We start from the raw sequence: 24,451 nt of genomic DNA, 5'->3' as shown, positions 1-24,451 counted from the left end.
CCCGTCACGCTCCTGCCGCGGTCACGCCCCGGGAGGAAAACGGCCCTCAGAACGACGTTCGGCACTCGAACCGACCATGTTCGAGCCCGACTCTTGGCGGTTCTCCACACCGTGTCGCGGCGAGGCGCTGGGTAGTGTGGGGGCCGTGACTTCAGACCCCACCCCGACCGACGCTCCCGATCTCTCGACGACCGCCGGCAAGATCGCCGACCTGAAGGTCCGGTATCACGAGGCAGTGACCGGGCCGGGCGAGCAGGCCATCGCCAAGCAGCACGCCAAGGGCAAGAAGACCGCGCGCGAGCGCATCGACCAGCTGCTCGACCCGGGCTCGTTCGTCGAGCTCGACGAGTACGTCAGGCACCGCACGACCGCCTTCGGCATGGACGCCAAGCGCCCCTACGGCGACTCGGTCGTGAGCGGCACCGGCACCATCGGCGGCCGCAACGTCGCCGTCTACTCGCAGGACTTCACCACGTTCGGCGGTTCGCTCGGCGAGGTGGCCGGCGAGAAGATCATCAAGGTGATGGAGCTCGCGCTGCGCACCGGCGTGCCGATCATCGGGATCCTCGACTCGGGCGGCGCCCGGATCCAGGAGGGCGTCGTCGCCCTCGGCAAGTACGGCGAGATCTTCCGCCTCAACACGAAGTCGTCGGGCGTGATCCCGCAGATCTCGATCATCATGGGCCCGGCGGCCGGCGGCGCGGTGTACTCCCCCGCGCTCACCGACTTCGTGATCATGGTCGACAAGACCAGCCAGATGTTCGTCACCGGCCCCGACGTCATCAAGACAGTCACCGGCGAAGACGTCGGCTTCGAGGAACTCGGCGGCGCGCTCACCCACAACAAGATCTCCGGCGTCTCGCACTACCTCGCCGCCGACGAGGACGACGCGCTCGACTACGTCGCCACGCTGCTCTCGTACCTCCCCGAGAACAACCTCACCGACCCACCGGTCTTCGAGGCGTACCCCGAGATGGAGGTCACCGACGCCGACCGCGCGCTCAACACCCTGATCCCCGACTCGCCGAACCAGCCGTACGACATGCAGGCGGTCATCGAGGGCGTGCTCGACGACGGCGAATTCCTCGAGGTCCAGCCGCTCTTCTCCCCCAACATCGTCATCGGCTTCGGCCGCATCGAGGGCCGCTCGGTCGGCATCATCGCGAACCAGCCGAACGTCATGGCGGGCACGCTCAACATCGACGCGGGCGAGAAGGCGGCGCGGTTCGTGCGGCTGTGCGACGCGTTCTCGATCCCGATCCTGACCCTGGTCGACACGCCTGGCTTCCTGCCCGGCACCGACCAGGAGTGGACCGGCATCATCCGCCGCGGCGCGAAGCTCCTCTACGCGTACGCCGAGGCGACCGTGCCGCTCGTCACCGTCATCACGCGCAAGGCGTACGGCGGCGCCTACATCGTCATGGGCTCGAAGCAGCTGGGTGCCGACATCAACCTGGCCTGGCCGACGTCCGAGATCGCCGTCATGGGCGGCCAGGGCGCGGTCAACATCCTCTACCGGTCCGAGATCAAGCGGGCGACCGACGAGGGCGAAGACGTCACCGCGGTGCGCACCAAGCTCGCCAACGACTACACCTACAACGTGGCGTCGCCGTTCCTCGCGGCCGAGCGGGGCGAGATCGACGGCATCATCGAACCCGCCGCGACCCGGAGCGCCGTGATCAAGGCGTTCCGCGCCCTCCGCACCAAGCGCGCGTCGATGCCGTCGAAGAAGCACGGGAACATCCCGCTGTGACCGGGCGGCACGCGGCCGGCCCGGTCGGGCTGTCGGGCGACGAGGGGCCGGGGGCGCAGGATTCGAATGCCGCCGGGGCTCCCGCCGATCCTGCGATCAGAGTCGTCTCGGGCGACCCCTCGGCCGAGGAGCTCGCCGCGGTGACCGCCGTGCTGGCAGCCCTCGTTGCGGAGGAGGCCGCTCGGGCCGCCGCCGTCGTGACACCCCACGTCCAGAGCGCCTGGTCGGAGAGCCGTCGCGCCCTCCGGCAGCCGATCACGCCCGGGCCCGGCCAGTGGGGCCGCCACCACGGCTGAGGGCTCGGGACGCGTGCCCCTGTGAGGCCGTGTCATCCTCCGGACGGCCGTGTGCCCCGCTGCCAAGCTCGTGTGCCCCGGCAGGGGTCAAAAGCGACCCGGATTGTCCCCCATTCGAGTGTCATCACGTATGTCACGCACCGAAAGATCCCCATAACGGGGGGCATTTCTCGAAAACGAACCATCTTGTCTGCCCCCCAGTGTCCTCCTAAATGACGACTTTTCGTGAGGGGGGCCCGTCGGCATTATTGATGTTGCTAGGTGTCTCTCTCAGAGTTACACCACCGAACAGGGGCCTACTAGGGTAAGCGGGCCTGTCACTGTTCGGCGGCGAGTCAGGGTGATATTCGGGTTGTCGCCCTGACTCGGGGCTTGTGCAGGGCCGGATCTTCGGGGGTCCGGCCCTCGGTCGTTAACGGGCGCCGCCCGCCCCCTCGGGGACGGGCGACGGGGTCAGTGGCCGGGCGTGGGGACGAGCTAGGCGTCCACGTGCTCCTGCGGCACCGACGACCGCGGGATCTGCAGCCACAGGCTCACTTCGTCTTCGCCGTCGTCGTCCTCGTCGTCGGCGTAGGGGTCGTCTTCATCGTCGTCGTCCGCGCCGGCGTGGCTCGATCCGAGCGTCGACGACTGCAGGTCTTCGCTGGACAGGCCGACGACGGTCACGGCGTACTCGCTGCCCGCCGCGACCGTGCGGATGATGAGCCGGTCGGCCGACGCGTCGCGGATCGCCGACGCGAGCTCGCGGTGCACGCGGTCGAGCTCGTCGTCGTCGAGGTCGTCGATACCGCCCTCGTCGAGCAGGCTCACGACGGTGCCGCGGCGGCGAGCGGCCATGACCTCGCGCCGGACGTCGTCGCTGAGGAGGCGACGGCCGCGGATCTCGTCGCGGATCGCGCCCTCGAGGTTGAGGCACTCCTGGCGCTCCTCCGGCGACAGGTCGCCCCCGGTCGCGACGATGCGCTGCAGCATGGGGCGGGCCGTGCGGCCGGTCTGGAGCAGCCGGAACTGGCGCTCGTTGACGTGCGCCTCCTGAGCGGCCTGCCAGTCGGCGGCCTCCTGCTCGGCGCGGATGAACTCGCGGGTGTCGCGGCTGGCGCGGGCCAGCGTCGCCTGGAGGGCGTGCGAGATCGCCACCCAGCTGACGCTGCCGACGACGCCGAGGTTCGCAAGCTCGGCGAAGTCTCCCGACCAGATGATCGAGTGGACCACGAGGAACCCGACGCCGACCCAGGCGAAGCCCTGACGACGACGCGTCGACACGATCACCATCAGCGTGCCCACGGCGGCGACGTACCAGGTGGCGTAGCCGTTTCCGCCCTTCGCGTGAGGATCGAGCTGCGACGCGACCGCGAGCGGCAGGATCACTGCGACGGCGAGCGACAGGCACGCCATCCACACGGGCATGGTGATGTTCTTGCGGATGCCCGAGGGCCACAGGGTGAGCGCCGTGGCGCCCGCGTAGAGCACCATGCAGACCACGATGGGCGCAGGATGCGCAGGCGTCGTGAGCGAGACCGCCGCGAGCAGCAGGTGGTACAGCGAGAAGAGTGCGGCGAGGCCGATCGGCAGCCAACGGGGCAGCTTGACGTTCACGAGGCGTCCTCCTGGAGCTCGGTGGGGACGGCGGCGGGGCGGGGTTCTGATCGCGGCCAGGTCAGGTGGATGACGGTGCCGGAGCCCGTCTTGGTGTGGATGGCGGCCTCGCCGCCGGCGTTGGCGAGGCGTTCGGTGATCGAGACGCGGACGCCGAGGCGTTCGCCGGGCACGGCCGCGGGGTTGAAGCCGGAGCCGGTGTCGCCGACCTCGACGCGCACCTGCTCGCGCTCCCAGTTCATGCTGACCCAGCGCGAGATCTCCTCGCCGCCGGCGTGCTGCACGCTGTTGACCACGGCCTGCACGGCCGCCGAGTAGAGAGCCTCGGCCGCGGCCGCGGGAATCGTGTGGTCGTCGAGGCCCTTCGCGCGGATCTCGACGTCGGCGCCGAGGTTCTGGATGAACACCCGGATCCGCTCGCGCATCGACTGCAGCGACGTCGAGGACTCGTCGAAGGGGGTTACTGAGGCCGCGCTGGTGAGGTGCGACATGGCGTTCCTGGCCATGGTCGTCGCGAGCGCCTGCTCGTCGGGCGAGAACGCCCTCGCGGCGGAGATGAACGTCGTGAGCACGCTGTCGTGCACGATCGCGTCGACCTGGACGCGCTCGAGCTCGGTGGCGTGCTCGCGGATCGCGCCGGAGTAGCGGGCGACGGCCATGCTCTGCGCCGAGTCGACGGCGTGCGACGCCTGGCGCAGGAGCGTGATGAGGATGAGGACGGCGCCGCCCAGGATGATCGAGTACGCCGCGTCGAGGCCGGCCCGGAGCGGGTCGGCGCCGCCGCCGGAGGGCGTCAGGCGGATGAGGCCGTAGATGATCGGCGCGAGGAACAGGTAGCCGGTCGCGACCCAGAGCGAGAACGCGATCGCTGCGGCCGAGGTGGCCACGGTGACCAGGTACCAGAGCCAGGGCACCTGGGGCTGGACGGCCGTGGGATCCTGCACCGCCAGGGGCCACGTGATGAGGGCGACCAGGAAGGAGATCGCGACGAACGCGGCCGCCGTCTCGAGGCCGCGCATGATGAGGCTCGCGACGCCGACGGCCGCGATGCCGCCGAAGATGGCCAGGGAGATGATCCAGCCCCAGGCCTCCTGCATGTGGGACTGCTGGGCGATGACGAACGGCACGGCCTCGAGACCGAACACGATGCCGAGGCCCGAGAGGGCGCGCGCGAAGATCTTGTCGAGCAGGGGGCCCGAGATCGGGTTGCGCGCGGGCCTCGGGCGGAGGGAGGAGGGAACCCCGGAGGGTTCGTCAGCGGCCATCGCCGCCGTCCGCATCCAGGCCCGGCAGGATGCCGTCTTCCACGGCGCGGCGGAGCAGGTCGACCTTCGTCGGCGCCGGGCGGCCGACCTCGACGTACTTCACGCGGATGCGGTCGAGGTACTCGCGGGCGGTCGAGTAGCCGATGCCGAGCTGCTGGGCGGCGAGCTTGAGCGGCAGACCCGAGGCGTAGAGGTGGAGGATCTCGCGCTCGCGCCGGCCGAGCTGCGCCTTCGCGAAGTCGCGGTCGGCGTCGATGGCGCTCGCCCACTCGAGGTTGTTGAGCACGTCGCCGCGGGCGACGGTCGCGACGGCCGCCATGACGGTCTTCGTCGCGGACGACTTGGGGATGACGCCGGCGGCACCGGCGGCGAGCGCCTCGCGCACGGAGGCGACGCGGTCGGCGATGGAGTGCACGAGAACGGCTGAGCCGGTGGCCTGGACTCGCTTGACGTTCTCGGTCACGGTGGAGCCGTCGCCGAGGGACAGGTCGAGCACGACGACGTCGACCTCGCGGCCGGCGAGGTTGTCGACGAACTCCTGCACGCCGGCGGCGGTGAGGATGACGTCGAAGCCCTCGTTCTGGCAGGCGGCCTGGATGCCGAGACGGACGGACTCGTGGTCGTCGACGATCGCGACGCGCACCTGACGGGCAGGCGGGCGCCCGGTCGTGGTCTCGTTCGCAGCAGTCGGGTCCGTCGTCGTTTCTGGCACGATCATCCTTCGTTCGATGGGCGCGTCGGGTCCCTGATTCCCGGGCGTCACCAGCCCAATCGTATCGGGCGGGGCGACTCTCAGCGGATCAGGCGCACCACGGTTTCAAGATGGTGCGTGTGGGGGAACAGGTCGAAGGCCTGGACGGCCTCCGCCTCGTAGCCGTGCTCTCGGAAGAGCGCGACGTCCCGGGCCAGGGCGACCGGATCGCACGCGACGTAGACGACCTGGGCCGGTTCGAACGAAGCTATCCCGTCTACAACGGCCTTTCCAGCCCCCGACCGGGGAGGGTCCAGCACGACGGTCGCGGCCTTCAGTCTCGAGCGGTCGGAGGCTGGGGCGTCGGCGAGCTGCCGGATCCAGCGCTCCACACGACCCGTCTCGGCGGTCGCGCCGATCCACTCTTGCAGGTTCTCGGCGGCGTGGTCCGTGGCGCGGGCGTCGGCCTCGACGCTCGTGATGCGCGTCGCCTGCCCGAAGCGGTCGCCGACCGCCGCGGCGAGCAGGCCCACCCCGCCGTAGAGGTCGAGGTTGTGGGCGCGCGGGTCGAAGCGCGCAGGATCGACGAGAGCCTGCACGGCCTCCGTCAGCACGCCCGCCGCGCCGCGGTGCACCTGCCAGAACCCGGCGTCGTCGAGACGGAACTCCCTCTCGCCGACCCTCTCGACGATCGTGGTGCGCCGCTGGTCGCCGATGATCAGCCGCGCGCCGCCCTCCGACGGGGCGAGAACGTCGACGCGCTCCTCGCCGGGGAAGGTCTGGTCGAGCGGGGCCGCGGTCTCGACCTCGGCGGTGGCCAGGGGCAGGTCGTCGACGCGGACGACGCGGTGCGAGCGGGCGGCGTAAGGCCCGACGTGGCCCTGCTCGTCGACGTGCAGGCTGATCCTGGTCCGCCAGCCGAGGCCGTTCACCTCGTCGTCGCCGGGAACCGGCTGGACGTCGACGTCGACGGTGGTCTTGCCCATGCGCTCGAGCGCCTCGGTGAGCACCTGCTTCTTCAGCGCCCGCTGGTGCTCGAGCGCGATGTGGCCGAACTCGGCGCCGCCGGCGCGATCCGCCGGGTCGCGGTCGATCGAGGCGGCGCTCCAGACGTGGTCGCGGCGGTGCGGCGACGCCTCGACCACCGAGACGGTGTCAGCGCGCCAGAACGACTTCTTGCTGTCGTCGCTGATCCGCGCCACGACCCGCTCGCCCGGGATCGCGTCGGAGACGAACACGACTCGCCCGTCGAGCCTCGCCACCGAGATGCCGCCGTGCGCGATCGACGTGACGTCGAGCTCGACGTCCTTACCCAAGAAGTCACCCATCCCTCCAGTCTCTCGCATGTCTCTGACACTCTTAGGGCATGACGGTTCGGCTGTATCTCGCGAGCACCTCCCCCGCCCGGCTCTCGCTGCTGAGAGCAGCCGGCGTCGAGCCCGTGCTCATCTCCCCCGGCGTCGACGAGGAGGCCGCCGTCGCGCAGGAAGAGCTCACGCTCGGCCGCAGGCTCACCGCCGTCGAGACCGTGACCCTGCTCGCCCGGGCGAAGGCCGAGGCCGTCATCGGCGAGCGCGTCGACGGCGAGGAGATCGACGGCTTCATCCTCGGCGGAGACAGCGCGTTCGAGATCGAGGGGCAGGTGCTCGGCAAACCGCACGAGCCCGAGATCGCCGCCGAGAGGTGGCGGCAGATGGCCAGGATCGGCGAAGGCGTCCTCCACTCGGGTCACCACCTCATCGACCACCGCGGCGGGCGCCCCCACGCCGGGCACTCCCAGCACGCCTCGGCGCACCTCACCTTCGCCGACGACCTCACCGAGGCCGAGATCGCGCACTACGTCGCCAGCGGCGAGCCGCTCGAGGTCGCCGGCGCGTTCACGATCGACGGGCTGGCGGGGGCGTTCATCTCCGGCATCACCGGCACCCCGAGCGCGGTGGTGGGCCTCTCGATACCGGTGCTGCGCGACCTCTTCCGCTCGCACTTCGGCATCGAGTGGCATCGGCTGTGGAATCGGGCGGGAGCACCGGCTCCTGCGCCCCTCGACCCGCCCCGGTGATACGTCACCGAGGCTTGTAGATGACGTCAGCGCGCTCCCCGCGCTTTTTGTGCGGTGCGTCCAAAGGCGCTTCGGGCTGTCGCCGTAGGCTTGGGGACTATGCCGCGTATAACCAAGGTGCTCATCGCCAACCGTGGAGAGATCGCCGTTCGCGTGATCCGCGCCGCGCGTGACTCGTCGATCCGCAGTGTCGCGGTCTACGCCGACCAGGACCGCGATGCCCTGCACGCGAAGCTCGCCGACGAGGCCTACGCGCTCGACGGCACCACCAGCGCCGACACCTACCTCGTCATCGACAAGATCCTCTCGGTCGCCCGGCGCTCAGGTGCCGACGCCGTGCACCCGGGCTACGGGTTCCTCGCCGAGAACGCCGACTTCGCCCGCGCCGTCATCGACGCCGGCCTGATCTGGATCGGCCCCTCGCCCGACGCCATCGAGAAGCTCGGCGACAAGGTCTCGGCCCGCCACATCGCCGAGAAGGTGGGCGCTCCGCTCGCCCCCGGCACGCTCAACCCGGTCGAGGGCTCCGACGAGGTCGTCGAGTTCGCCGACCAGTACGGCCTGCCCGTCGCCATCAAGGCGGCGTTCGGCGGCGGCGGTCGCGGCCTCAAGGTCGCCCGCACCCGCGAGGAGATCCCCGAGCTCTACGACTCGGCCGTCCGCGAGGCCGTCGCCGCCTTCGGCCGCGGCGAGTGCTTCGTCGAGAAGTACCTCGACAAGCCCCGTCATGTCGAGACCCAGTGCCTCGCCGACGAGCACGGCAACGTGGTCGTGGTCTCGACCCGCGACTGCTCGCTGCAGCGCCGCCACCAGAAGCTCGTGGAGGAGGCGCCCGCGCCGTTCCTCACTCCCGCGCAGACGGACGCGCTCTACGCCGCGTCGAAGGCGATCCTCCGCGAGGTCGGGTACGTCGGTGCCGGCACGTGCGAGTTCCTCATCGGGCAGGACGGCACCGTGTCGTTCCTCGAGGTGAACACCCGCCTCCAGGTCGAGCACCCGGTCTCGGAAGAGGTCACGGGCATCGACCTCGTGCGCGAGCAGTTCCGCGTCGCCGAGGGGGGCGTGCTCGAGTACGGCGATCCTCGACCCACCGGCCACTCGTTCGAGTTCCGCATCAACGGCGAGGACCCCGGTCGCAACTTCTTCCCGGCCCCCGGCCCCGTGCACGTGTTCAAGGCCCCCGGCGGCCCCGGGATCCGCGTGGACTCGGGCGTCCAGGCCGGCGACGAGGTCTCGGGCGCGTTCGACTCGCTGCTCGCGAAGCTCATCGTCACCGGGTCGTCGCGCGAGGACGCCCTCGAGCGCGCTCGCCGTGCCCTCGAGGAGTTCGAGGTCGCAGGATTGCCCACGGTCCTGCCGTTCCACCGTGCGATCGTCGACGACCCCGCCTTCGCGCCCGCCGACGGTGCGCCCTTCAGCATCTACACGCGCTGGATCGAGACGGAGTTCGACAACCGCATCGAGCCGTGGAGCGGCGAGGCGACCGCCCCGTCGGTCGTGCCCGAGCGGGCCACCGTCGTCGTCGAGGTCGACGGCAAGCGCATCGAGGTCACCCTGCCGGCGTCGCTCGGATCGCGCGGCGGGTTCGGGGGCGGTGCCGCCGCTGCTCCGTCGCTCACTCCGCGGAAGCGCGCGGGTCGCGGCGCGGGCGCCGGTGGTGGCCTCGCCACCGCCACGGGCAACGCCGTCAAGGCGCCGATGCAGGCCACCGTCGTCAAGCTCGCCGTCGAAGAGGGGCAGAAGGTCGTCAAGGGCGACCTCGTGCTCGTGCTCGAGGCGATGAAGATGGAGCAGCCGGTCTCCGCCCACCGCGACGGCACGATCACTGGCATCGACGCAACGGTCGGGTCGACCGTGTCGTCGGGGCACGTGCTGCTCACCATCGGCGACTAGCGCCTGGCGCCTGGAGCGCGGCGCGTGCCGCGCCCGTGTCTTCGCCGCGCCGCTCTCGGCCATCGCGCGCTGAGCGGGCGCGGCCGGGACTTCGCTCCTGCTGGGAGGACTTCGCGCGGCCGGGAGGAGTCGGCGCCCCTCGCTCCCGCCTGACGGGAGGATTTTTCTCCGGAGGGGGAGGAACTCCGGCCGATCTCGGTGCTCGGGGAGGGATTCGCCTCCCGTTTCGGTCTCCCCGGAGGAAGGCCAGCGGCGACCTCCTCCCGACGGAAACCGCGACGACCCCGCTGATCCTCCTGGGGCGCGGATCACCTCCCGAAGGGCGCCACGACCTGCGTCTGCGCCACGGCACCGAGCACCATCCGCTCGGCCCACGGCCATGCGTCGCGCACCTGCGCGGCAGCGAAGCGGAGCGGCACGAAACCCCGGCGCCGTGCCTCGGCGTCACGCCGTCGATCCTCCGTGAACTGATCGGGGTCGCTGTGGTAGTCGTAGCCGTCGATCTCCACGTAGACCATCGTGCCGACGATGCCGAGATCGACGTGACCGACCCCGGGAACCTCCGGCTGCAGCCGGACCCGGAGTCCGGCGCGCTGGAGCCGCTGCCGCGCGAGCGACTCGACGCCCGACTGCGCCCCGGCCGCACATCGCTCGAGGTCCGCCACGGTGACGCGGCTCGGCGACTGCGCGAGACGCTCGACGTCGCCAGCCCGCAGCAGGCCGGCCGTCAGCGCCGTGTCGACCACGGCCAGCGCGGTCTCCGCGTCGTGCCAGCGCAGGATCTGACGCACGCACCGCTCGACCGACACCCGCCAGCACCAGTCCCGGTCGCGCCGATCGTCGTTCCAGTGCACGATGGCTCTCGTGCCGTCGACGAGGCGCACGCCGCGCGTGGCGGGCAGCGAGCGCCCGCCCACATGACCGGCGTGTCCTGACACGCACAGGTGGAGTGGCGTCGACCAGCCACCCCACAGTCCGAAGCTCTCGGCCGCGGACAGACCGGCGAGCCGGCCGCCCGACCTCACGGCGAGGAGTGCGCGCGGCGAAGCGTCCGGCACGGCGTAGAAGCCGCGCCGCACGCGCACGAGGTCGCCGATCTCGACCGCCTGCCGTGTCGCGTACGGCGTGACGCCGGCCGTGACGAGCTGCGCGGACGTGCCGATTCCGCCGGCGAGGCGGACGGCGTTCACGGCGGAGGCGGAGTGCATGCGACGACACTGCCGCGGTCCACGGGCGAGCGGGGCGGGGCGAGCGGGTCTGTGGAGGCAGGCCGCCGGATCCTGCGGCTGGGGAGGAGGGGTGAGCGAACGCTCAGTTGACGATGTGCATGGCCCGGGCGGCGTCGGCGATGCTGCCCGACAGCGACGGGTAGACCGTGAACGCGCGCGCCACCTGGTCGACGGTGAGGCGGTGCTCGACGGCGAGCGCGAGCGGGAACACCAGCTCGGAGGCCTTCGGGGCGACGATGACGCCGCCGATGACCGTGCCGGAGCCGGTGCGCGCGAAGATCTTCACGAAGCCGTCGCGGATCCCCATCATCTTCGCGCGCGGGTTCGACGCCAGCGGCAGCTTGTAGATCTCGCCCTGGGCGATGCCGTCTTCGATCTGCTTCTGGGTCCAGCCGACGGTCGCGATCTCGGGCTGCGTGAAGATGTTCGACGTGACGTTGCGCAACTCGATCGGGGTCACGGCGTCGCCCATGGCGTGGAAGACGGCGGTGCGGCCCTGCATCGAGGCGACCGAGGCGAGCGGCAGGAACTCCGAGCAGTCGCCCGCGGCGTAGACGTTCGGCACCGAGGTGCGCGCGACGCGATTGACGCGGATGTGGCCCGAGTCGGTCAGCTGCACGCCGGCCTCCTCCAGGCCGATGCCGGAGGTGTTCGGGATCGAGCCGACCGCCATCAGGCAGTGGCTTCCCGTGATCCTGCGCCCGTCGGTGAGGATCGCCACGACGCCGTCGCCGTCGCGCTCGACCGATTCGGCGCGCGACTTCTCGAGCACGGTCATGCCGTTGCGGGTGAAGACGTCCTCGATGACCCGGGCGGCGTCGGCGTCCTCGCCGGGCAGCACCTGGTCGCGGCTCGAGATGAGAGTGACCTTCGACCCGAGCGCCGTGTAGGCGCTGGCGAACTCGGCACCGGTGACGCCCGAGCCGACGACGATGAGGTGGTCGGGCACGGTGGGAAGGCTGTAGAGCTGGGTCCAGGTCAGGATCCGCTCGCCGTCGGGCTTCGCGCTCTCGAGCTCGCGGGGCCTCGCCCCGACGCTGACGACGACGGTGTCGGCCTCGACCTCGTCGAAGTCCATGCCGCCCTTGCCCGTGCCGGTCGAGACGACGATGCGGCCGGGGCCGTCGAGGCGCCCCTCCCCTTGGATGATGCGGACGCCCGCCCTGATCAGCGCCGCCCGCATGTCTTCCGACTGCTGCCGCGCCAGCCGCAGGAGCCGCTCGTTGACCGCCTGCAGGTTCACCGCGATCTGCGGGCGCACGGGTCGTCCGGCCTCGCCCTTCGTGTAGAACTGCACGCCCAGGTCGGCCGCCTCGCCGATCGCGTTCGTCGCCTCGGCCACCGCGATGAGCGTCTTCGACGGCACCACGTCGGTGATGACCGCCGACCCGCCGACGCCCACGCGCTCGACGAGCGTGACGTCGGCGCCGAGCTGCGCGCCGCTCAGGGCCGCCTCGAATCCGCCGGGCCCGCCGCCCAGAATGGCCAGGCGCTGCTTCCGCTCGAACTCGTAGCTCATGGGGCCATTATGGTTCCCCGGCGTGACGACCAGGGCGCAGGAGCACCGGACCGCCGCACGGCTGTGGACAACTCCGATCCCCGACCCTCGCCCGTCTAGGGTGGAGGGCATGTCTTCGAGCACCACCTCCGGCCCCGCCGGCACGCTGGACGATCCCGCCGCCGACCCGTTCGACGTAGCCCGCACGGCCGCTGCCGAGATCGCTGCGGCCACGGGCGTCGACCGGCACGACGTCGCGCTCACCCTCGGCAGCGGCTGGGGCCGCGCGGCCGACCTCCTCGGCGAGACCGTCGCCGAGATCCCCGCGTCACAGGTGACCGGGTTCAGCGCCTCGGGCGTGGCGGGCCACACCGGCTCGCTCCGGAGCATCCGCCTGCCCGACGGCCGGCACGCGCTCGTCATCGGCGCGCGCACGCACTACTACGAGGGCAAGGGCGTCCGGCGCGTCGTCCACAGCGTCCGGACCGCGGCCGCGGCGGGCGCCACGACGATGGTGCTCACGAACGGCGCCGGCGGCATCCGCGAGACTTGGAAGCCGGGCACGCCCGTCCTCATCAGCGACCACATCAACCTCACGGCCGACTCTCCGCTCGAGGGCGCGACGTTCATCGACCTCACCGATCTCTACAGCCGACGCCTGCGCGACATCGCGCGGTCGATCGACCCGTCGCTCGACGAGGGCGTCTATGTGCAGTTCCGCGGCCCCCAGTACGAGACCCCGGCCGAAGTGCAGATGGCGAAGGCCGTCGGCGGCCACATCGTCGGCATGTCCACGGCACTCGAGGCGATCGCCGCGAGGCAGGCCGGCATGGAGGTGCTCGGCTTCTCGCTGATCACGAACCTCGCCGCGGGCATCTCCGCGTCGCCGCTCAGTCACGCCGAGGTGCTGCAGGCGGGGCGCGACGCCGAGGCGGTCATCGGCGACCTCCTCGCGCGCGTGGTGGAGGCGCTGTGAGCGGCGCCGGTGCCGCTTCCGGGATGCCCGGCGATGCGGGGACGTTCCGAGATGCGGGGCACCTCGACGCCGATCTCTTGGCGCGGGCCCTCGCCTGGCGCGACCAGGACCCCGACCACGTGACGCGCGACGAGCTCACGCGGCTGATCGAGGCGGCCGACTCTTCTCCTGCAGATTCTCCTGCGGCGGCCGAGCTCGCCGAGCGCTTCGACGGCCGCCTCGCCTTCGGCACCGCCGGCCTCCGGGGCGAGGTCGGGGCCGGGCCCCGACGCATGAACCGGGTGCTCGTCGGCCAGGCCGCGGGCGGGCTCGCCGCCTACGTGCTCGAGAAGGTCGGGCGGGTGTCGGATCCTGCGCCCTCGGTGGTCATCGGGTACGACGGGCGCACGAACAGCGACGTCTTCGCCCGCGACACCGCCGAGATCATGGCCGGGGCCGGCGTGCGGGCGGTCATCCTGCCGCGGGCCCTTCCGACACCCGTGCTCGCCTTCGCCGTGCGGCATCTCGACGCCGACGCGGGCGTGATGGTGACCGCCAGCCACAACCCTCCTCGCGACAACGGCTACAAGGTCTACCTCGGCGGTGACGACCAGGGCAGCCAGATCATCGCTCCGGCCGACGCCGAGATCGCGGCGCACATCGAGCGGGTGGCGTCGTCGCCGCTGTCGGCGCTGCCGCGGTCCGGCGACTACGAGACGGCAGGCGACGACCTCGTCGGCGAGTACGTCCGTGCGACGGCGGCGATCGCCGGCACGGCCGGGTCCGCGGGCTCACGACAGCCCAGGGTCGTCTACACGGCCCTGCACGGTGTCGGGTGGGAGGTCGCGCGCCGCGTGTTCGCGACGGCCGGCTTCGCCGAGCCGATCCCGGTGCCCGAGCAGGCGGTGCCCGACGCGGCGTTCCCGACCGTGGCGTTCCCGAACCCCGAGGAAGACGGGGCGATGGACCTCTCGTACGCCGCGGCCGACCGCGTCGAGGCCGACCTGATCCTGGCGAACGACCCCGACGCCGATCGGCTGGCGGTCGCGATCCCGGGCGGCGGACGCGCCGGGGGCGAATCGTCCTCATCCTGGCGCCGGCTCACCGGCAACGAGGTCGGCGCCCTGCTCGGCTGGCGGGCGGCCGAGCGGCTCCGGGCGTCGGGCAGGCGCGGCGCGCTGGCCGCGAGCGTCGTCTCGTCGCCGGCGCTGGCCGCCGTGGCACGCACCTACGACCTCCCTTACGCCGAGACGCTCACCGGCTTCAAGTGGGTATCGCGCGTCGACGACCTCGCCTACGGCTACGAGGAGGCCCTCGGCTACCTCGTCGACCCGGCGAAGGTCCGCGACAAAGACGGGATCTCCGCCGCCCTCGACTTCCTCGCGCTCGCGACCGAGCTCCGGCTCGACGGCCACACGATCGCCGACCGGCTCGCCGCGTTCGACGAGCGGTTCGGCGCCTACGCGTCCACGCAGGTGTCCCTGCGGGTGACCGACCTCTCGCGGATCAGCGCCCTCACCGCGGCTCTCCGCGAGGCACCGCCGACCGACATCGCCGGGCACCCCGTCGTCGGCGTCGACGACTTCTCGCGCGGGGTCGACGGGCTGCCGCCGTCCGACATCCTGCGGCTGCGCCTCGCGTTGCACGGCCGGCCGAGCGAGGGCGACGGCGCCGGGGCGGGGTCGGGCGCGGGCGACGCGTCCGGCGACGGCGCGCGCGTCATAGTGCGCCCGAGCGGAACCGAGCCCAAGCTCAAGGTCTACGTCGACACCTGGAGCACCACGGGCGACGCGTCCGCCCGCAGGAGCACGGCCGACGCCGCCCTGCGAGACCTCGAGGCCGGTGTCCGCGCCCTCCTCCGGTAGCCCCGCGTCCGCCATGGCACGGTCGGCGGCCGCGTGTCAGCCGCCCCGGTCGACGTCTTCGGCCTTACGGAGTCCGCCCCGGAGGACTTCGGCGCTTCGGGAGGACAACCAATGCCCTTGCGCGCGTGGCGGAGGAAAAGTCAACGGCGGCGGGATTCTTTCGGGAGGAGATCCGGCCAAGCGATCCTCCCGACCGAGCGACAGTCGCGGCGAACTCCTCCCGACGCGCCCAGAAATGGCCAAAATCCTCCCGCACGCGCCGGACTTCCTCCCGGAAGGTCCGTCGTGCGGCCGAGGTTCCTCCCGCACGCGCCGGACTTCCTCCCGAACGTCGCGACGCGATACACGGCGCGCCCGGCGGACGCGCACAGCCGCCCTAACCCAGGGCGCGCTCGAGCTTCTCGGCGAGCTCCTGCTGGTCGAAGTGGTTGACGATCACGATGACGTCGGCGAACGTCGGCCCGATCGCATCGACGAACTCGGCTGACGTGAGGATCACCTGCGCGTCTTCAGCGACCGCACGCACCGACCCGATGTCGGCGGCGACCACGTCGGCCTCGATGTCGAGCCGCTGCAGGACGCGCTCGGCGTTGACCTTGAGAATGCCGCTGGAGCCGATCCCGGCGCCGCAGATGGTCACGATCTTCATCAGAGAGACGACACCCCCATGAGCGACCGCACCTCGTCGGGGCTGGCCGCGTCGGCGAGGACGACGATCACGCTCGTGTCGTTGAACACGTTGGCGAGGTCGGCGATGGATTCGAGGTGGCCGCCGACCGAGTCGACGGCGAGGCCCAGCACGACCCGCACGGGGTCGTTGTGCGGGTGCCCGAACTCGACGGGCGTAGCGAGCGTGACGACGGCGAGACCGGTGGCGAGCACCTGGTCGTCGGGGCGGGCGTGGGCGAGGGCGAGGCCCGGGGCGATCACGACGTACGGGCCGTGCTCGTCGATCATGCGCACCATGGCGTCGGAGTAGCCGGGGCGCGCAGCACCGCTGCGCACGAGGGCCGAGCCCGCGGTGCGGACGGCCTCCTGCCAGGTCGACGCGGTCGCGCCGAGCACGATGGCGTCGTCGGGGATCGGGGGCAGGGTCATCTCATGCCTCCGCGAACCCGAGGGCGATGCGGTCGGCGAGGGCGTCGCGCTCCTCGAGCGGCAGGAACGCGCTCGCTGCCGCGTTCTGCTGGAACCGCTCGAAGTCGTCGAGACCGTAATCGAACGCCTGCGCGAGCAGCGCCAGCTCGCGGCTGAGGCTGGTCGCGCTCATCAGCCGGTTGTCGGTGTTGACCGTCACGCGGAACCCGAGCTGGTAGAGCAGGTCGAACGGGTGGTCGTCGAAGTCGTCGCCGCGCGAGGCGAAGGCTCCGGTCTGCAGGTTCGACGTCGGCGAGAGCTCGAGGGCGATCTCGCGGTCGCGCACCCAGGTGGCGATGGGCCCGAGCCCGACCGTGGTGGCGTCGCCGGTGTCGCGCAGGATGCTGATGTCGTCGGCGATCCTTACCCCGTGCCCGAGACGCAGCGCGTGCCCGTCGATGAGCGCGCCGCGGATGCTCGTGAGGCCGTCCGCCTCGCCGGCGTGCACGGTCACGGGCAGGAACTCGGCCTGCAGCAGGTCGAACGCCTCGCGATGCGCCGCGGGCGGGAAACCCGCCTCGGGGCCGGCGATGTCGAAGCCGAGGACTCCCCCCGACCCTTCGCCCACACGGTGCCGGAGAGCGAGCTGGGCGATCTCGAGCGAGGCCACGGGGCTCTCGTTGCGGAGGGCGCACAGGATCTGGCCCACGCCTACGTGGTGACCGCGCTCGGCCAGGTCGCGCGTCGCGTCGTCGAAACCCGCCTGCACGGCCTCCACCGCCTCGTCGAGCGAGAGCCCGCCGCGGGTGTGGAGGCTCGGCCCCCAGCGCACCTCGCCGTGGATCACGCCGTCGGCGGCGAGGTCGAGCACGAACTCGTGGGCGACGCGGCGGAGCGCCGGCGCCGTCTGCATCACGGCGTTGGTGACGTCGAAGCGCTTGAGGTAGTCGACGAGAGAGGCGCCGGCCACGGCCGAGGCGAACCACTCGGTGAGCCCGGTGGCGTCGGAGGCGGGGAGGGCGATGCCGGCCTCGTCGGCGAGCTCGAGGATCGTCGAGGGGCGCAGGCCTCCGTCTAGGTGGTCGTGCAGCGACACCTTCGGCAGGGCGGCGATGCTCGGGCCACCGTCAGGCAAGCGGTACTCCTGATCCGGCGCGCTCATGGGTCAACCGTACTAGCGGCCGACGCCAGGAATCTGAACGACGGCCACAAGCCGCGCGAGCGGCGGCTGGAGGTTCGCTACGAGAGGCGGTCCACGACGAGGGTTCGGGGCGCAGGAGCAGCCGAGCCGATCTCCCACGAACCCTCGACGGCCTCGAGCGCCCGCGCGAATCGCGACGGCTCGTCGGTGTGGAGCGTGAAGAGGGGCTGCCCCTCGACGACGCGGTCGCCCGGCTTGGCGTGGAGTTCGAGGCCGGCCGAAGCCATGACGGGATCCTGCTTCCTGGCTCGCCCCGCGCCGAGCCGCCAGGCGGCGACGCCGAAGGGCAGGGCGTCCTGGCGCACGAGGTAGCCCGACGACGACGCGGTGACGACGTGGGTCTCGCGCGCGACCGGCAGCGGGGCGGAGGGGTCGCCGCCCTGGGCCGTGATCATGCGTCGCCACGAGTCGAGGGCGCGGCCGTCGTCGAGGGCCGCCTCGACGTCGGCGTCGGGCTGCCCGGCGAGCGCGAGCATCTCGCGCGCCAGCGCCACGGTGAGCGAGCGCACGTCGGCGGGCCCGCCGCCCTCGAGCACCTCGACGGCCTCGCGGACCTCGAGCGCGTTGCCGATCGTGTGGCCGAGCGGCTCGCTCATGTCCGTGACGAGAGCCGTGGTGGCGACCCCGGCGTCGCGGCCGAGGTCGACCATCGTGCGGGCCAGAAGGCGCGACTGCTCGAGGTCCTGGATGAACGCGCCGGAGCCGAACTTCACGTCGAGCACGAGCGCGGCGGTGCCCTCGGCGATCTTCTTCGACATGATCGACGACGCGATGAGCGGGATCGCCTCCACGGTGCCCGTGGTGTCGCGCAGGGCGTAGAGCTTCGCGTCGGCGGGTGCGAGGCCGCTTCCCGCCGCGCAGACGACGGCTCCGGAGTCGCGCAGGATCTCGAACAGCCTCTCGTTCGAGATCGACGCCTGCCAGCCCGGGATGGACTCGAGCTTGTCGAGCGTGCCTCCGGTGTGCCCGAGTCCGCGCCCGGAGAGCTGCGGCACGGCGACGCCGAACGACGACACCAGGGGCGCGAGCGGCAGGGTGATCTTGTCGCCGACGCCGCCGGTGGAGTGCTTGTCGACGGTGGGCTTGCCGAGCGAGTCGAACGACATCGTCGACCCCGAGGCGATCATGGCCAGTGTGAGGTCGCGGATCTCGCTGCGCTCCATGCCGTTGAGGAAGATCGCCATCGTCATCGCCGACATCTGGGCGTCCTCGACGTAGCCGCGCGTGTACGCGTCGACGAGCCAGTCGATCTGCTCGGTCGAGAGCGCCCCTCCCCCGCGCTTGACGCGGATCAGGTCGACGGCGTCGAACGGCTCGACGGCGCTCACGACGCGCCGCCCTGCGATGCGCGGTACGCGTCGAGCTGGCGCGGCCCGAACGCGTCCGGGATCACCTCGTCGATCGTCTTGAACCCCGACACGGTGTCGAGGATCATGCCCTCCGCCGAGTGCTCGTACAGCAGCTGGCGGCACCGGCCGCACGGCATGAGCACGTCGCCGTTGCCGTCGACGCAGGCGAACGCGGCCAGGAGCCCGCCGCCGCCCATCACGAGGTCGGTCACGAGCGAGCACTCGGCGCAGAGCGTGAGGCCGTAGGAGGCGTTCTCGATGTTGCAGCCGGAGACGACGCGCCCGTCGAGCGTGATCGCGGCAGCCCCGACCGGGAACTTCGAGTACGGCACGTAGGCGCGGCTCATGGCGGCGATCGCGGTCTGGCGCAGGGCGTCCCAGTCGACGTCGACTCCGGCGGGCGGGGTGTGGTGCGGCATGGGGGCTCCTACGACTTGATGTACGGCTTGCCCGAGGCCGCCGGCCCCCGCGACTGGCCGACGAGGCCGGCCACGGCGAGGATCGTGACGACATACGGCAGCATCAGCATGAACTCGCTCGGCACCGGCGATCCGACGACGCTGAGCACGTTCTGCAGGTTGGAGGCGAACCCGAACAGGAGCGCGGCGAGGGTGGCCCTGATGGGGTCCCAGCGGCCGAAGATCACTGCGGCGAGGGCGATGTAGCCGGCTCCTGCCGTCATCTCCTTCTGGAACTCGCCCAGGTCGCCGAGCGTGAAGAACGCGCCGCCGAGCCCTGCGATCGCGCCGGCCAGCGAGACGTTCCAGAAGCGCGTCGCGTTCACCTTGATGCCCACGGTGTCGGCCGCCTGCGGGTGCTCGCCGACCGCGCGGAGGCGGAGGCCCCAGCGGGTGCGGAACAGTCCGATGAAGACCGCGGCGATCGCGATGTACATCAGGTAGACGACGACGTTCTGCTGGAACAGCAGCGGTCCGATGAGCGGGATGCGCGAGAGGCCGGGGATGTCCCAGGCCGAGAAGCGCAGGCCCTTGTTCAGGCCGGGCGAGTTCGTCAGCACCTCGCCGTAGAGGAAGCTCGTGAGGCCGGTGACCAGCACGTTGAGGACGACGCCGACGATCACCTGGTCGACGAGGTAGCGGATGCTGAACACCGCGAGCACCATCGAGACCACGGCACCGGCGACGAGCGCCGAGACGAGGCCCACCCAGAGCGAGCCGGTGACGCTGGCGACGACGGCCGAGACGAACGCGCCGCCGAGCAGCTGCCCTTCAATGGCCACGTTGACGACGCCGACGCGCTCGGAGATGACGCCGCCGAGGGCGCCGAAGATGAGCGGGGTCGACAGGCCGAGCGATCCGATCAACAGGCCCGGCACGAGGATCGAGTTGTCGGATCCCGCCCAGGTCAGGAACGCCACGAAGAACAGCACGCCGAAGACCGCCAGGAGCCACAGCGGCACCTTCTGCCAGCGGGCGACCTGCGCAGCCGCCAGCAGCGTGATGACGGCGAGCACGATCGTCAGCACGACGCCGGTGCCCGCGGTGGGCAGCACGGCGTTCGGCAGCTTGACGAAGTCGGTGCTCGACGCGAGGCGGAAGGTCGAGTGGCCGCCGCGGTGCGCGGCCGTGACGAGCAGCAGCGCCAGGATCGTGAAGACGGCCAACGCGATGGGCGCCTTCCACGACCGGGTCCGCTCGACCGAGAGCCCGGGGGTCTCGCTCGCCGGGACGGCGACGTCGGGGGTCAGGGTGCTCACTGGGCGGCCTCCACGGTCTGCGCGGTCGACGACTCCGCCGCGGCGCGGCGGAGCCTGCGGGGCGGCTTGGCGGTGGTCGAGGGGCCTCCGCCTGCTCCTGGTGCCCTGAGCCGGAAGATCGTGCGGACCAGCGGGGGCGCCGCGACGAACAGCACGATGAGCGACTGCACGACGAGCACGATGTCGATCGGCACGCCGTTCGCGGCCTGCATGGCGTAGCCGCCGGCCTTGAGGGCGCCGAAGAGGAGGCCCGCGCCGAAGACGCCCCACGGGCGCGAGCGGCCGAGCAGCGCCACGGTGATGGCGTCGAAGCCGATGCCCGCGTCGATGCCCGACGAGAAGCCGGTCGTCAGCGTGCCGAGCACCTGCGTGGCCCCGGCGATGCCGACGAGGGCGCCCGAGAGCACCATCGCCCAGACGTAGACGCCCTTGACCGACATGCCCGCGGTGCGGGAGGCGTGCGGGTTCTCGCCGACCGCGCGGAAGCGGAAGCCGAGCGACGAGCGGTTCAGCAGCCAGGAGCAGAAGAACGTCGCGGCGATGACGATCAGGAAGCCGACGTTGACGGCGAACTGCGACCCCAGCAGCGGCGGCAGCACCGCCGAGGGCAGCGTCGCCGGGGACTGCGGGTTCGTCGTGCCCTTCGCCTGGAGGAGCCCGGGGGTGCGGAGCATGAACGAGATGAGGTAGAACGCGACGTAGTTGAGCATGATCGTGAGGATCACCTCGTGCGCGCCGGTGCGGGCCTTGATGAATCCGACGAGGAAGCCCCAGAACGCCCCGCCGACGATGCCGGCGATGACGGCGAGCGGCAGGTGGATCGCGAGGGGCAGGTGGAAGGAGAAGCCCACCCAGCCGGCCGCTGCGGCTCCGGCGAGGATCTGGCCCTGGCCGCCGATGTTGAACATGCCCGCGCGGAACGACAGGGCGACGCCGAGGCCGGCCACGATCAGCGGCATGGCGAAGTTCAGCGTGTCGAACAGCGGCGAGATCGCGCCAGCGAACGTCGACGCCTGGAAGTCGATGACGGCGCCCTGGAAGATCGACGAGTAGGCGATCGAGACCGACGACCAGATGGCCTGGAAGGTGTCGCCGGGCCGGGCGAAGAAGTAGCCGGAGGTCTTCTCGACGGTCGGGTCGGTCGCGGCGATCAGGATTCCGGAGATCACGAGCGCGAGCACGACGGCCAGCACCGAGATCATGGCGTTCGACGAGACGATGTCGCGCAGGATCGTGCGGCTGCGCTCGTCGCGCGACGGCGTGGGCTGGACCTCGCTCATGCGAGCTGCTCCTTCTGGTGGTTCTCGGAGTCGGGCGCGTCGGGCGTCTCGCCGGCCATCATCAGGCCGAGCACGTCACGCGGCGTGTCGGCGGGCACGATGCCGACGATCGCGCCGCGGTACATCACGGCGATGCGGTCGGCCAGGGCGGTGACCTCGTCGAGCTCGGTCGAGACGACGATGACGGGCACGCCCTCGTCGCGTGTGGCGACGATCCGCTTGTGCACGAACTCGATCGAGCCGACGTCGATGCCGCGCGTGGGCTGGGCCGCGACGAACAGGCGCAGGTCGCGCGACAGCTCGCGGGCGAGCACGACCTTCTGCTGGTTTCCGCCCGACAGGCGGCCGACCGGGGTGGTGATCCCCTGGCTCCTGATGTCGAACTCCTTCACCTTGTCGGCGGCGAACTGCGCCAGGTCGACGAGCTTGAGCCACCCGCGGCGCACGAACGGCGAGCGGTACGAGCGGTCGAGCATGAGGTTCTCGGCGATGGTGAACTCGCCGACGAGGCCGTCCTCGGTGCGGTCCTCGGGCACGAAGCCGACCCCGGCATCGAGCACGCGGCGGACGCTCTGCCCCTGGATCTCCCGGCCGTCGAGCAGGATGCGACCCTCGACTCGATCCTGCAGGCCCAGGATCGCCTCGGTCAGCTCGGTCTGCCCGTTGCCCTGCACGCCCGCGATCGCCAGGATCTCGCCGCGATGCAGCTCGAACGACACGTCGTCGACGACGACCTGCCCGATCGCGTCGATGACCCGGAGGCCGTCGACGACGAGCGCGGTCTCGCCCGGCGTCGCGGGCTCCTTCTGCACGGTGAGCTCGACCGAGCGGCCGACCATGAGCGACGCCAGCTCGGCGTTGGACGCGGTCGGCTCCGCCTCGCCGACGACCTTGCCGAGGCGGATCACGGTGATGCGGTCGGCGACCTCGCGGACCTCGCGGAGCTTGTGGGTGATGAAGACGATGGCGGTGCCGGCGTCGCGCAGCTGGCGCATGATCGCCATGAGCTCGTCGGTCTCCTGCGGCGTGAGCACGGCTGTGGGCTCGTCGAAGATCAGGACCTTCGCCTCGCGGGAGAGCGCCTTGATGATCTCGACGCGCTGCTGCACGCCGACGGGCAGCTCCTCGACGATCGCGTCGGGGTCGACGTCGAACCCGAAGCGGCGGGAGATCTCGCGCACCTTCGCGCGGGCTCCCGGCAGGTCGAGGCGACCGCCGAAGGTGGTCTCCTCGTGGCCGAGCATGACGTTCTCGGCGACGGTGAACACCGGGACGAGCATGAAGTGCTGGTGGACCATGCCGATGCCGGCGTTCATCGCGTCGCCGGGGCCGGCGAAGTGCTGCGGCACGTCGTCGAGCAGGATCCGCCCCTCGTCGGCCTGGTAGAGGCCGTAGAGGACGTTCATCAGCGTCGACTTGCCGGCGCCGTTCTCGCCGAGGAGGGCGTGGATCTCGCCCGGCTCGGCGGTGAGGTCGATGTGGTCGTTGGCGGTGAGTGCGCCGAAGCGCTTGGTGATGCCCTGGAGTTCGAGCTTCATCGGGTGCCTTCTGGAAGAGAAGCCGGCGCGGCACGCACCGGCGAGGACAGGCCCCAGGCCCGGGGCGACGCGCGCGCGTCGCCCCGGGCCACGGGTGGTGCTACTTGGTGAGCGCCGCCGGCGACTCGACCTTGATCGAGCCGTCGATGATGCCGGCCTTGATCGTGTTCAGCTCGGCGGGGAGCGTGGACGAGATCTTGTCCTTGTAGTCGTGGAACGGGGCGAGGCCGACGCCGTCGTTCTTCAGGGTGCCGATGTACGGGGTCTTCGTGAAGTTCCCCTTGGCGGCGTCCTCGACCACGGCCTTCGTCGCGGGCGCGATGCCCTTCTCGACGCTGGTGAGGAAGAGCGACGCGTTCTGCGGGTCGGTCTGGTAGGTGTCGGAGTCGACGCCGATCAGCACCTGGCCCTTCTTCGAGTCCTTGATCGCCTGAGCCGCGCTCTGGTAGATCGGGCCGCCGACGGGCATGATGACGTCGGCGTCCTGGTCGAGGAGGGTCTGAGCGGCCTGCTTGGCGGCGGTGCCGGCCTCGAATCCGCCGGTGAAGACGCCCTTCTGCGTCTTCTCGTTCCAGCCGACCAGCTTCACGTTCTTGTGCTTCTGCTGGTTGTAGTAGGCGACGCCGTCGGCAAAGCCGTCCATGAAGATCGTGACGGTCGGGATCTGCTGGCCGCCGAGGGTGCCGACGACGCCGGTCTTCGAGTAGCTGGCCGCGGCGTAGCCGCCGAGGAATGCGGCCTCGTCGGTCTCGAACGTGATCGGGCGCACGTTGGCGGCGTCGATCTCGTTGTCGTCGATGGTGGCGAAGTCCGTCTTGGGGTTCGCCTTCGCCGCGGTCTTCGTGGCGTCCGACAGGAGGTAGCCGACCGTGATGATCAGGTTGCACTTCTGGTTCAGGAGGCTGGTGATGTTCGACGAGTACACCGTCTGGTCGGCCGACTCGACCGCCTTGTAGCTCGTGCCGAGGCCGGACGCGGCCTCCTTCAGGCCGTCGAGGCCCAGCTCGTTGAACGACTTGTCGTTGAAGCCGCCGGAGTCCGACACCATGCAGGGCAGGTACTTCGAAGACGCGCTCGTCGTCTTCGAAGCGGACGGAGCCGAGCCACAGCCGGCCAGGAGCACGGTGGCCCCGACCATGGCGATACCGGCGAGGGCGGCTTTGCGCACAGAGATAGTCACGCTGATCCT

At 71.2% G+C, this 24,451-nt stretch carries 21 protein-coding genes; 6 read left to right on the top strand and 15 right to left on the bottom strand.

Going from position 1 to position 24,451, the window contains the following annotated elements; genetic code table 11:
- Positions 1-145 precede the first annotated feature (145 nt).
- Together C8E83_RS01515 and C8E83_RS01510 are read left to right on the top strand one after the other, a co-directional pair.
- Positions 146-1,753 carry an acyl-CoA carboxylase subunit beta gene (locus C8E83_RS01515; RefSeq protein ID WP_425454749.1) on the top strand — a complete coding sequence of 536 codons (1,608 nt, stop codon included), beginning with the start codon at positions 146-148 and terminating at the stop codon, positions 1,751-1,753.
- Positions 1,750-2,049 carry an acyl-CoA carboxylase epsilon subunit gene (locus tag C8E83_RS01510; RefSeq protein ID WP_245981336.1) on the top strand — a complete coding sequence of 100 codons (300 nt, stop codon included), beginning with the start codon at positions 1,750-1,752 and terminating at the stop codon, positions 2,047-2,049. Before C8E83_RS01515 ends, C8E83_RS01510 begins: the two co-directional genes overlap by 4 nt.
- A 477-nt stretch (positions 2,050-2,526) precedes the next feature.
- Here the strand turns inward: C8E83_RS01510 and C8E83_RS01505 are convergent, their stop codons facing one another.
- The 4 genes from C8E83_RS01505 to C8E83_RS01490 all read right to left on the bottom strand — a co-directional run bounded on the left by C8E83_RS01505 (position 2,527) and on the right by C8E83_RS01490 (position 6,929).
- On the bottom strand, positions 2,527-3,645 hold the full coding sequence (locus C8E83_RS01505; RefSeq protein WP_121368106.1) for a hypothetical protein: 1,119 nt from the start codon (positions 3,643-3,645) through the stop codon (positions 2,527-2,529).
- Positions 3,642-4,910 (bottom strand): sensor histidine kinase, encoded by a 1,269-nt coding sequence (locus C8E83_RS01500; protein ID WP_147430043.1) that lies wholly within the window; start codon positions 4,908-4,910, stop codon positions 3,642-3,644. The genes C8E83_RS01505 and C8E83_RS01500 overlap by 4 nt, the downstream gene beginning before the upstream one ends.
- Entirely contained in the window at positions 4,900-5,553 is a 654-nt protein-coding gene (locus tag C8E83_RS01495; RefSeq protein ID WP_121371674.1) for a response regulator transcription factor, read from the bottom strand. The genes C8E83_RS01500 and C8E83_RS01495 overlap by 11 nt, the downstream gene beginning before the upstream one ends.
- Positions 5,554-5,702: 149 nt before the next feature.
- Positions 5,703-6,929: a class I SAM-dependent RNA methyltransferase gene (locus tag C8E83_RS01490; protein WP_121368104.1), complete on the bottom strand. Its 1,227-nt coding sequence runs from the start codon at positions 6,927-6,929 to the stop codon at positions 5,703-5,705.
- 38 nt (positions 6,930-6,967) lie between these two features.
- On the opposite strand from C8E83_RS01490, the gene C8E83_RS01485 reads away from it, so the two are divergent.
- Both C8E83_RS01485 and C8E83_RS01480 read left to right on the top strand, forming a co-directional pair.
- A complete protein-coding gene (locus tag C8E83_RS01485) occupies positions 6,968-7,660 on the top strand; it encodes a Maf family protein (RefSeq protein ID WP_121368103.1) in 693 nt (230 codons plus the stop codon).
- Positions 7,661-7,759: 99 nt separating this feature from the next.
- Positions 7,760-9,553: an acetyl/propionyl/methylcrotonyl-CoA carboxylase subunit alpha gene (locus C8E83_RS01480; protein ID WP_121368102.1), complete on the top strand. Its 1,794-nt coding sequence runs from the start codon at positions 7,760-7,762 to the stop codon at positions 9,551-9,553.
- Between the two features lie 308 nt (positions 9,554-9,861).
- Here the strand turns inward: C8E83_RS01480 and C8E83_RS01475 are convergent, their stop codons facing one another.
- Positions 9,862-10,761 carry a type IV toxin-antitoxin system AbiEi family antitoxin domain-containing protein gene (locus C8E83_RS01475; protein ID WP_121368101.1) on the bottom strand — a complete coding sequence of 300 codons (900 nt, stop codon included), beginning with the start codon at positions 10,759-10,761 and terminating at the stop codon, positions 9,862-9,864.
- A 103-nt stretch (positions 10,762-10,864) separates the two neighbouring features.
- Positions 10,865-12,301, bottom strand: coding sequence for an NAD(P)H-quinone dehydrogenase (locus tag C8E83_RS01470; RefSeq protein ID WP_121368100.1), 1,437 nt, complete (start codon positions 12,299-12,301; stop codon positions 10,865-10,867).
- Positions 12,302-12,410: 109 nt separating this feature from the next.
- Here C8E83_RS01470 and C8E83_RS01465 point away from each other — a divergent pair, with 109 nt between their 5' ends.
- Entirely contained in the window at positions 12,411-13,256 is an 846-nt protein-coding gene (locus C8E83_RS01465) for a purine-nucleoside phosphorylase (RefSeq protein WP_121371673.1), read from the top strand.
- A gap of 23 nt (positions 13,257-13,279) precedes the next feature.
- Entirely contained in the window at positions 13,280-15,100 is a 1,821-nt protein-coding gene (locus tag C8E83_RS01460; RefSeq protein WP_121368099.1) for a phospho-sugar mutase, read from the top strand.
- 376 nt (positions 15,101-15,476) lie between these two features.
- Here the strand turns inward: C8E83_RS01460 and C8E83_RS01455 are convergent, their stop codons facing one another.
- The 9 genes from C8E83_RS01455 to C8E83_RS01415 all read right to left on the bottom strand — a co-directional run bounded on the left by C8E83_RS01455 (position 15,477) and on the right by C8E83_RS01415 (position 24,442).
- Positions 15,477-15,749 carry a PTS sugar transporter subunit IIB gene (locus C8E83_RS01455; RefSeq protein WP_121368098.1) on the bottom strand — a complete coding sequence of 91 codons (273 nt, stop codon included), beginning with the start codon at positions 15,747-15,749 and terminating at the stop codon, positions 15,477-15,479.
- On the bottom strand, positions 15,749-16,198 hold the full coding sequence (locus tag C8E83_RS01450) for a PTS sugar transporter subunit IIA (protein WP_121368097.1): 450 nt from the start codon (positions 16,196-16,198) through the stop codon (positions 15,749-15,751). Before C8E83_RS01450 ends, C8E83_RS01455 begins: the two co-directional genes overlap by 1 nt.
- Position 16,199: 1 nt before the next feature.
- The gene (locus C8E83_RS01445) at positions 16,200-17,339 is read right to left on the bottom strand and encodes an adenosine deaminase (RefSeq protein ID WP_121368096.1); all 1,140 of its coding nucleotides are present in this window, start codon (positions 17,337-17,339) and stop codon (positions 16,200-16,202) included.
- Between the two features lie 77 nt (positions 17,340-17,416).
- The gene (locus tag C8E83_RS01440; RefSeq protein WP_121368095.1) at positions 17,417-18,706 is read right to left on the bottom strand and encodes a thymidine phosphorylase; all 1,290 of its coding nucleotides are present in this window, start codon (positions 18,704-18,706) and stop codon (positions 17,417-17,419) included.
- The gene (locus C8E83_RS01435; RefSeq protein WP_121368094.1) at positions 18,703-19,146 is read right to left on the bottom strand and encodes a cytidine deaminase; all 444 of its coding nucleotides are present in this window, start codon (positions 19,144-19,146) and stop codon (positions 18,703-18,705) included. The genes C8E83_RS01440 and C8E83_RS01435 overlap by 4 nt, the downstream gene beginning before the upstream one ends.
- A gap of 8 nt (positions 19,147-19,154) precedes the next feature.
- Positions 19,155-20,444: an ABC transporter permease gene (locus tag C8E83_RS01430; RefSeq protein WP_121368093.1), complete on the bottom strand. Its 1,290-nt coding sequence runs from the start codon at positions 20,442-20,444 to the stop codon at positions 19,155-19,157.
- Positions 20,441-21,724, bottom strand: a complete 1,284-nt coding sequence (locus C8E83_RS01425; protein WP_121368092.1) for an ABC transporter permease — start codon at positions 21,722-21,724, stop codon at positions 20,441-20,443. The genes C8E83_RS01430 and C8E83_RS01425 overlap by 4 nt, the downstream gene beginning before the upstream one ends.
- The gene (locus C8E83_RS01420) at positions 21,721-23,262 is read right to left on the bottom strand and encodes an ABC transporter ATP-binding protein (RefSeq protein ID WP_121368091.1); all 1,542 of its coding nucleotides are present in this window, start codon (positions 23,260-23,262) and stop codon (positions 21,721-21,723) included. Before C8E83_RS01420 ends, C8E83_RS01425 begins: the two co-directional genes overlap by 4 nt.
- A gap of 100 nt (positions 23,263-23,362) precedes the next feature.
- Complete coding sequence (locus C8E83_RS01415) at positions 23,363-24,442, bottom strand: BMP family lipoprotein (RefSeq protein WP_121368090.1); 1,080 nt, start codon at positions 24,440-24,442, stop codon at positions 23,363-23,365.
- Positions 24,443-24,451 lie beyond the last annotated feature (9 nt).

Source organism: Frondihabitans australicus, from assembly GCF_003634555.1.
In the GTDB taxonomy this organism is placed as follows: Bacteria; Actinomycetota; Actinomycetes; order Actinomycetales; family Microbacteriaceae; genus Frondihabitans; species Frondihabitans australicus.
The sequence above is the reverse complement of the archived record's forward strand: the minus strand, read 5'-3'. Positions and strand labels throughout refer to the sequence as shown.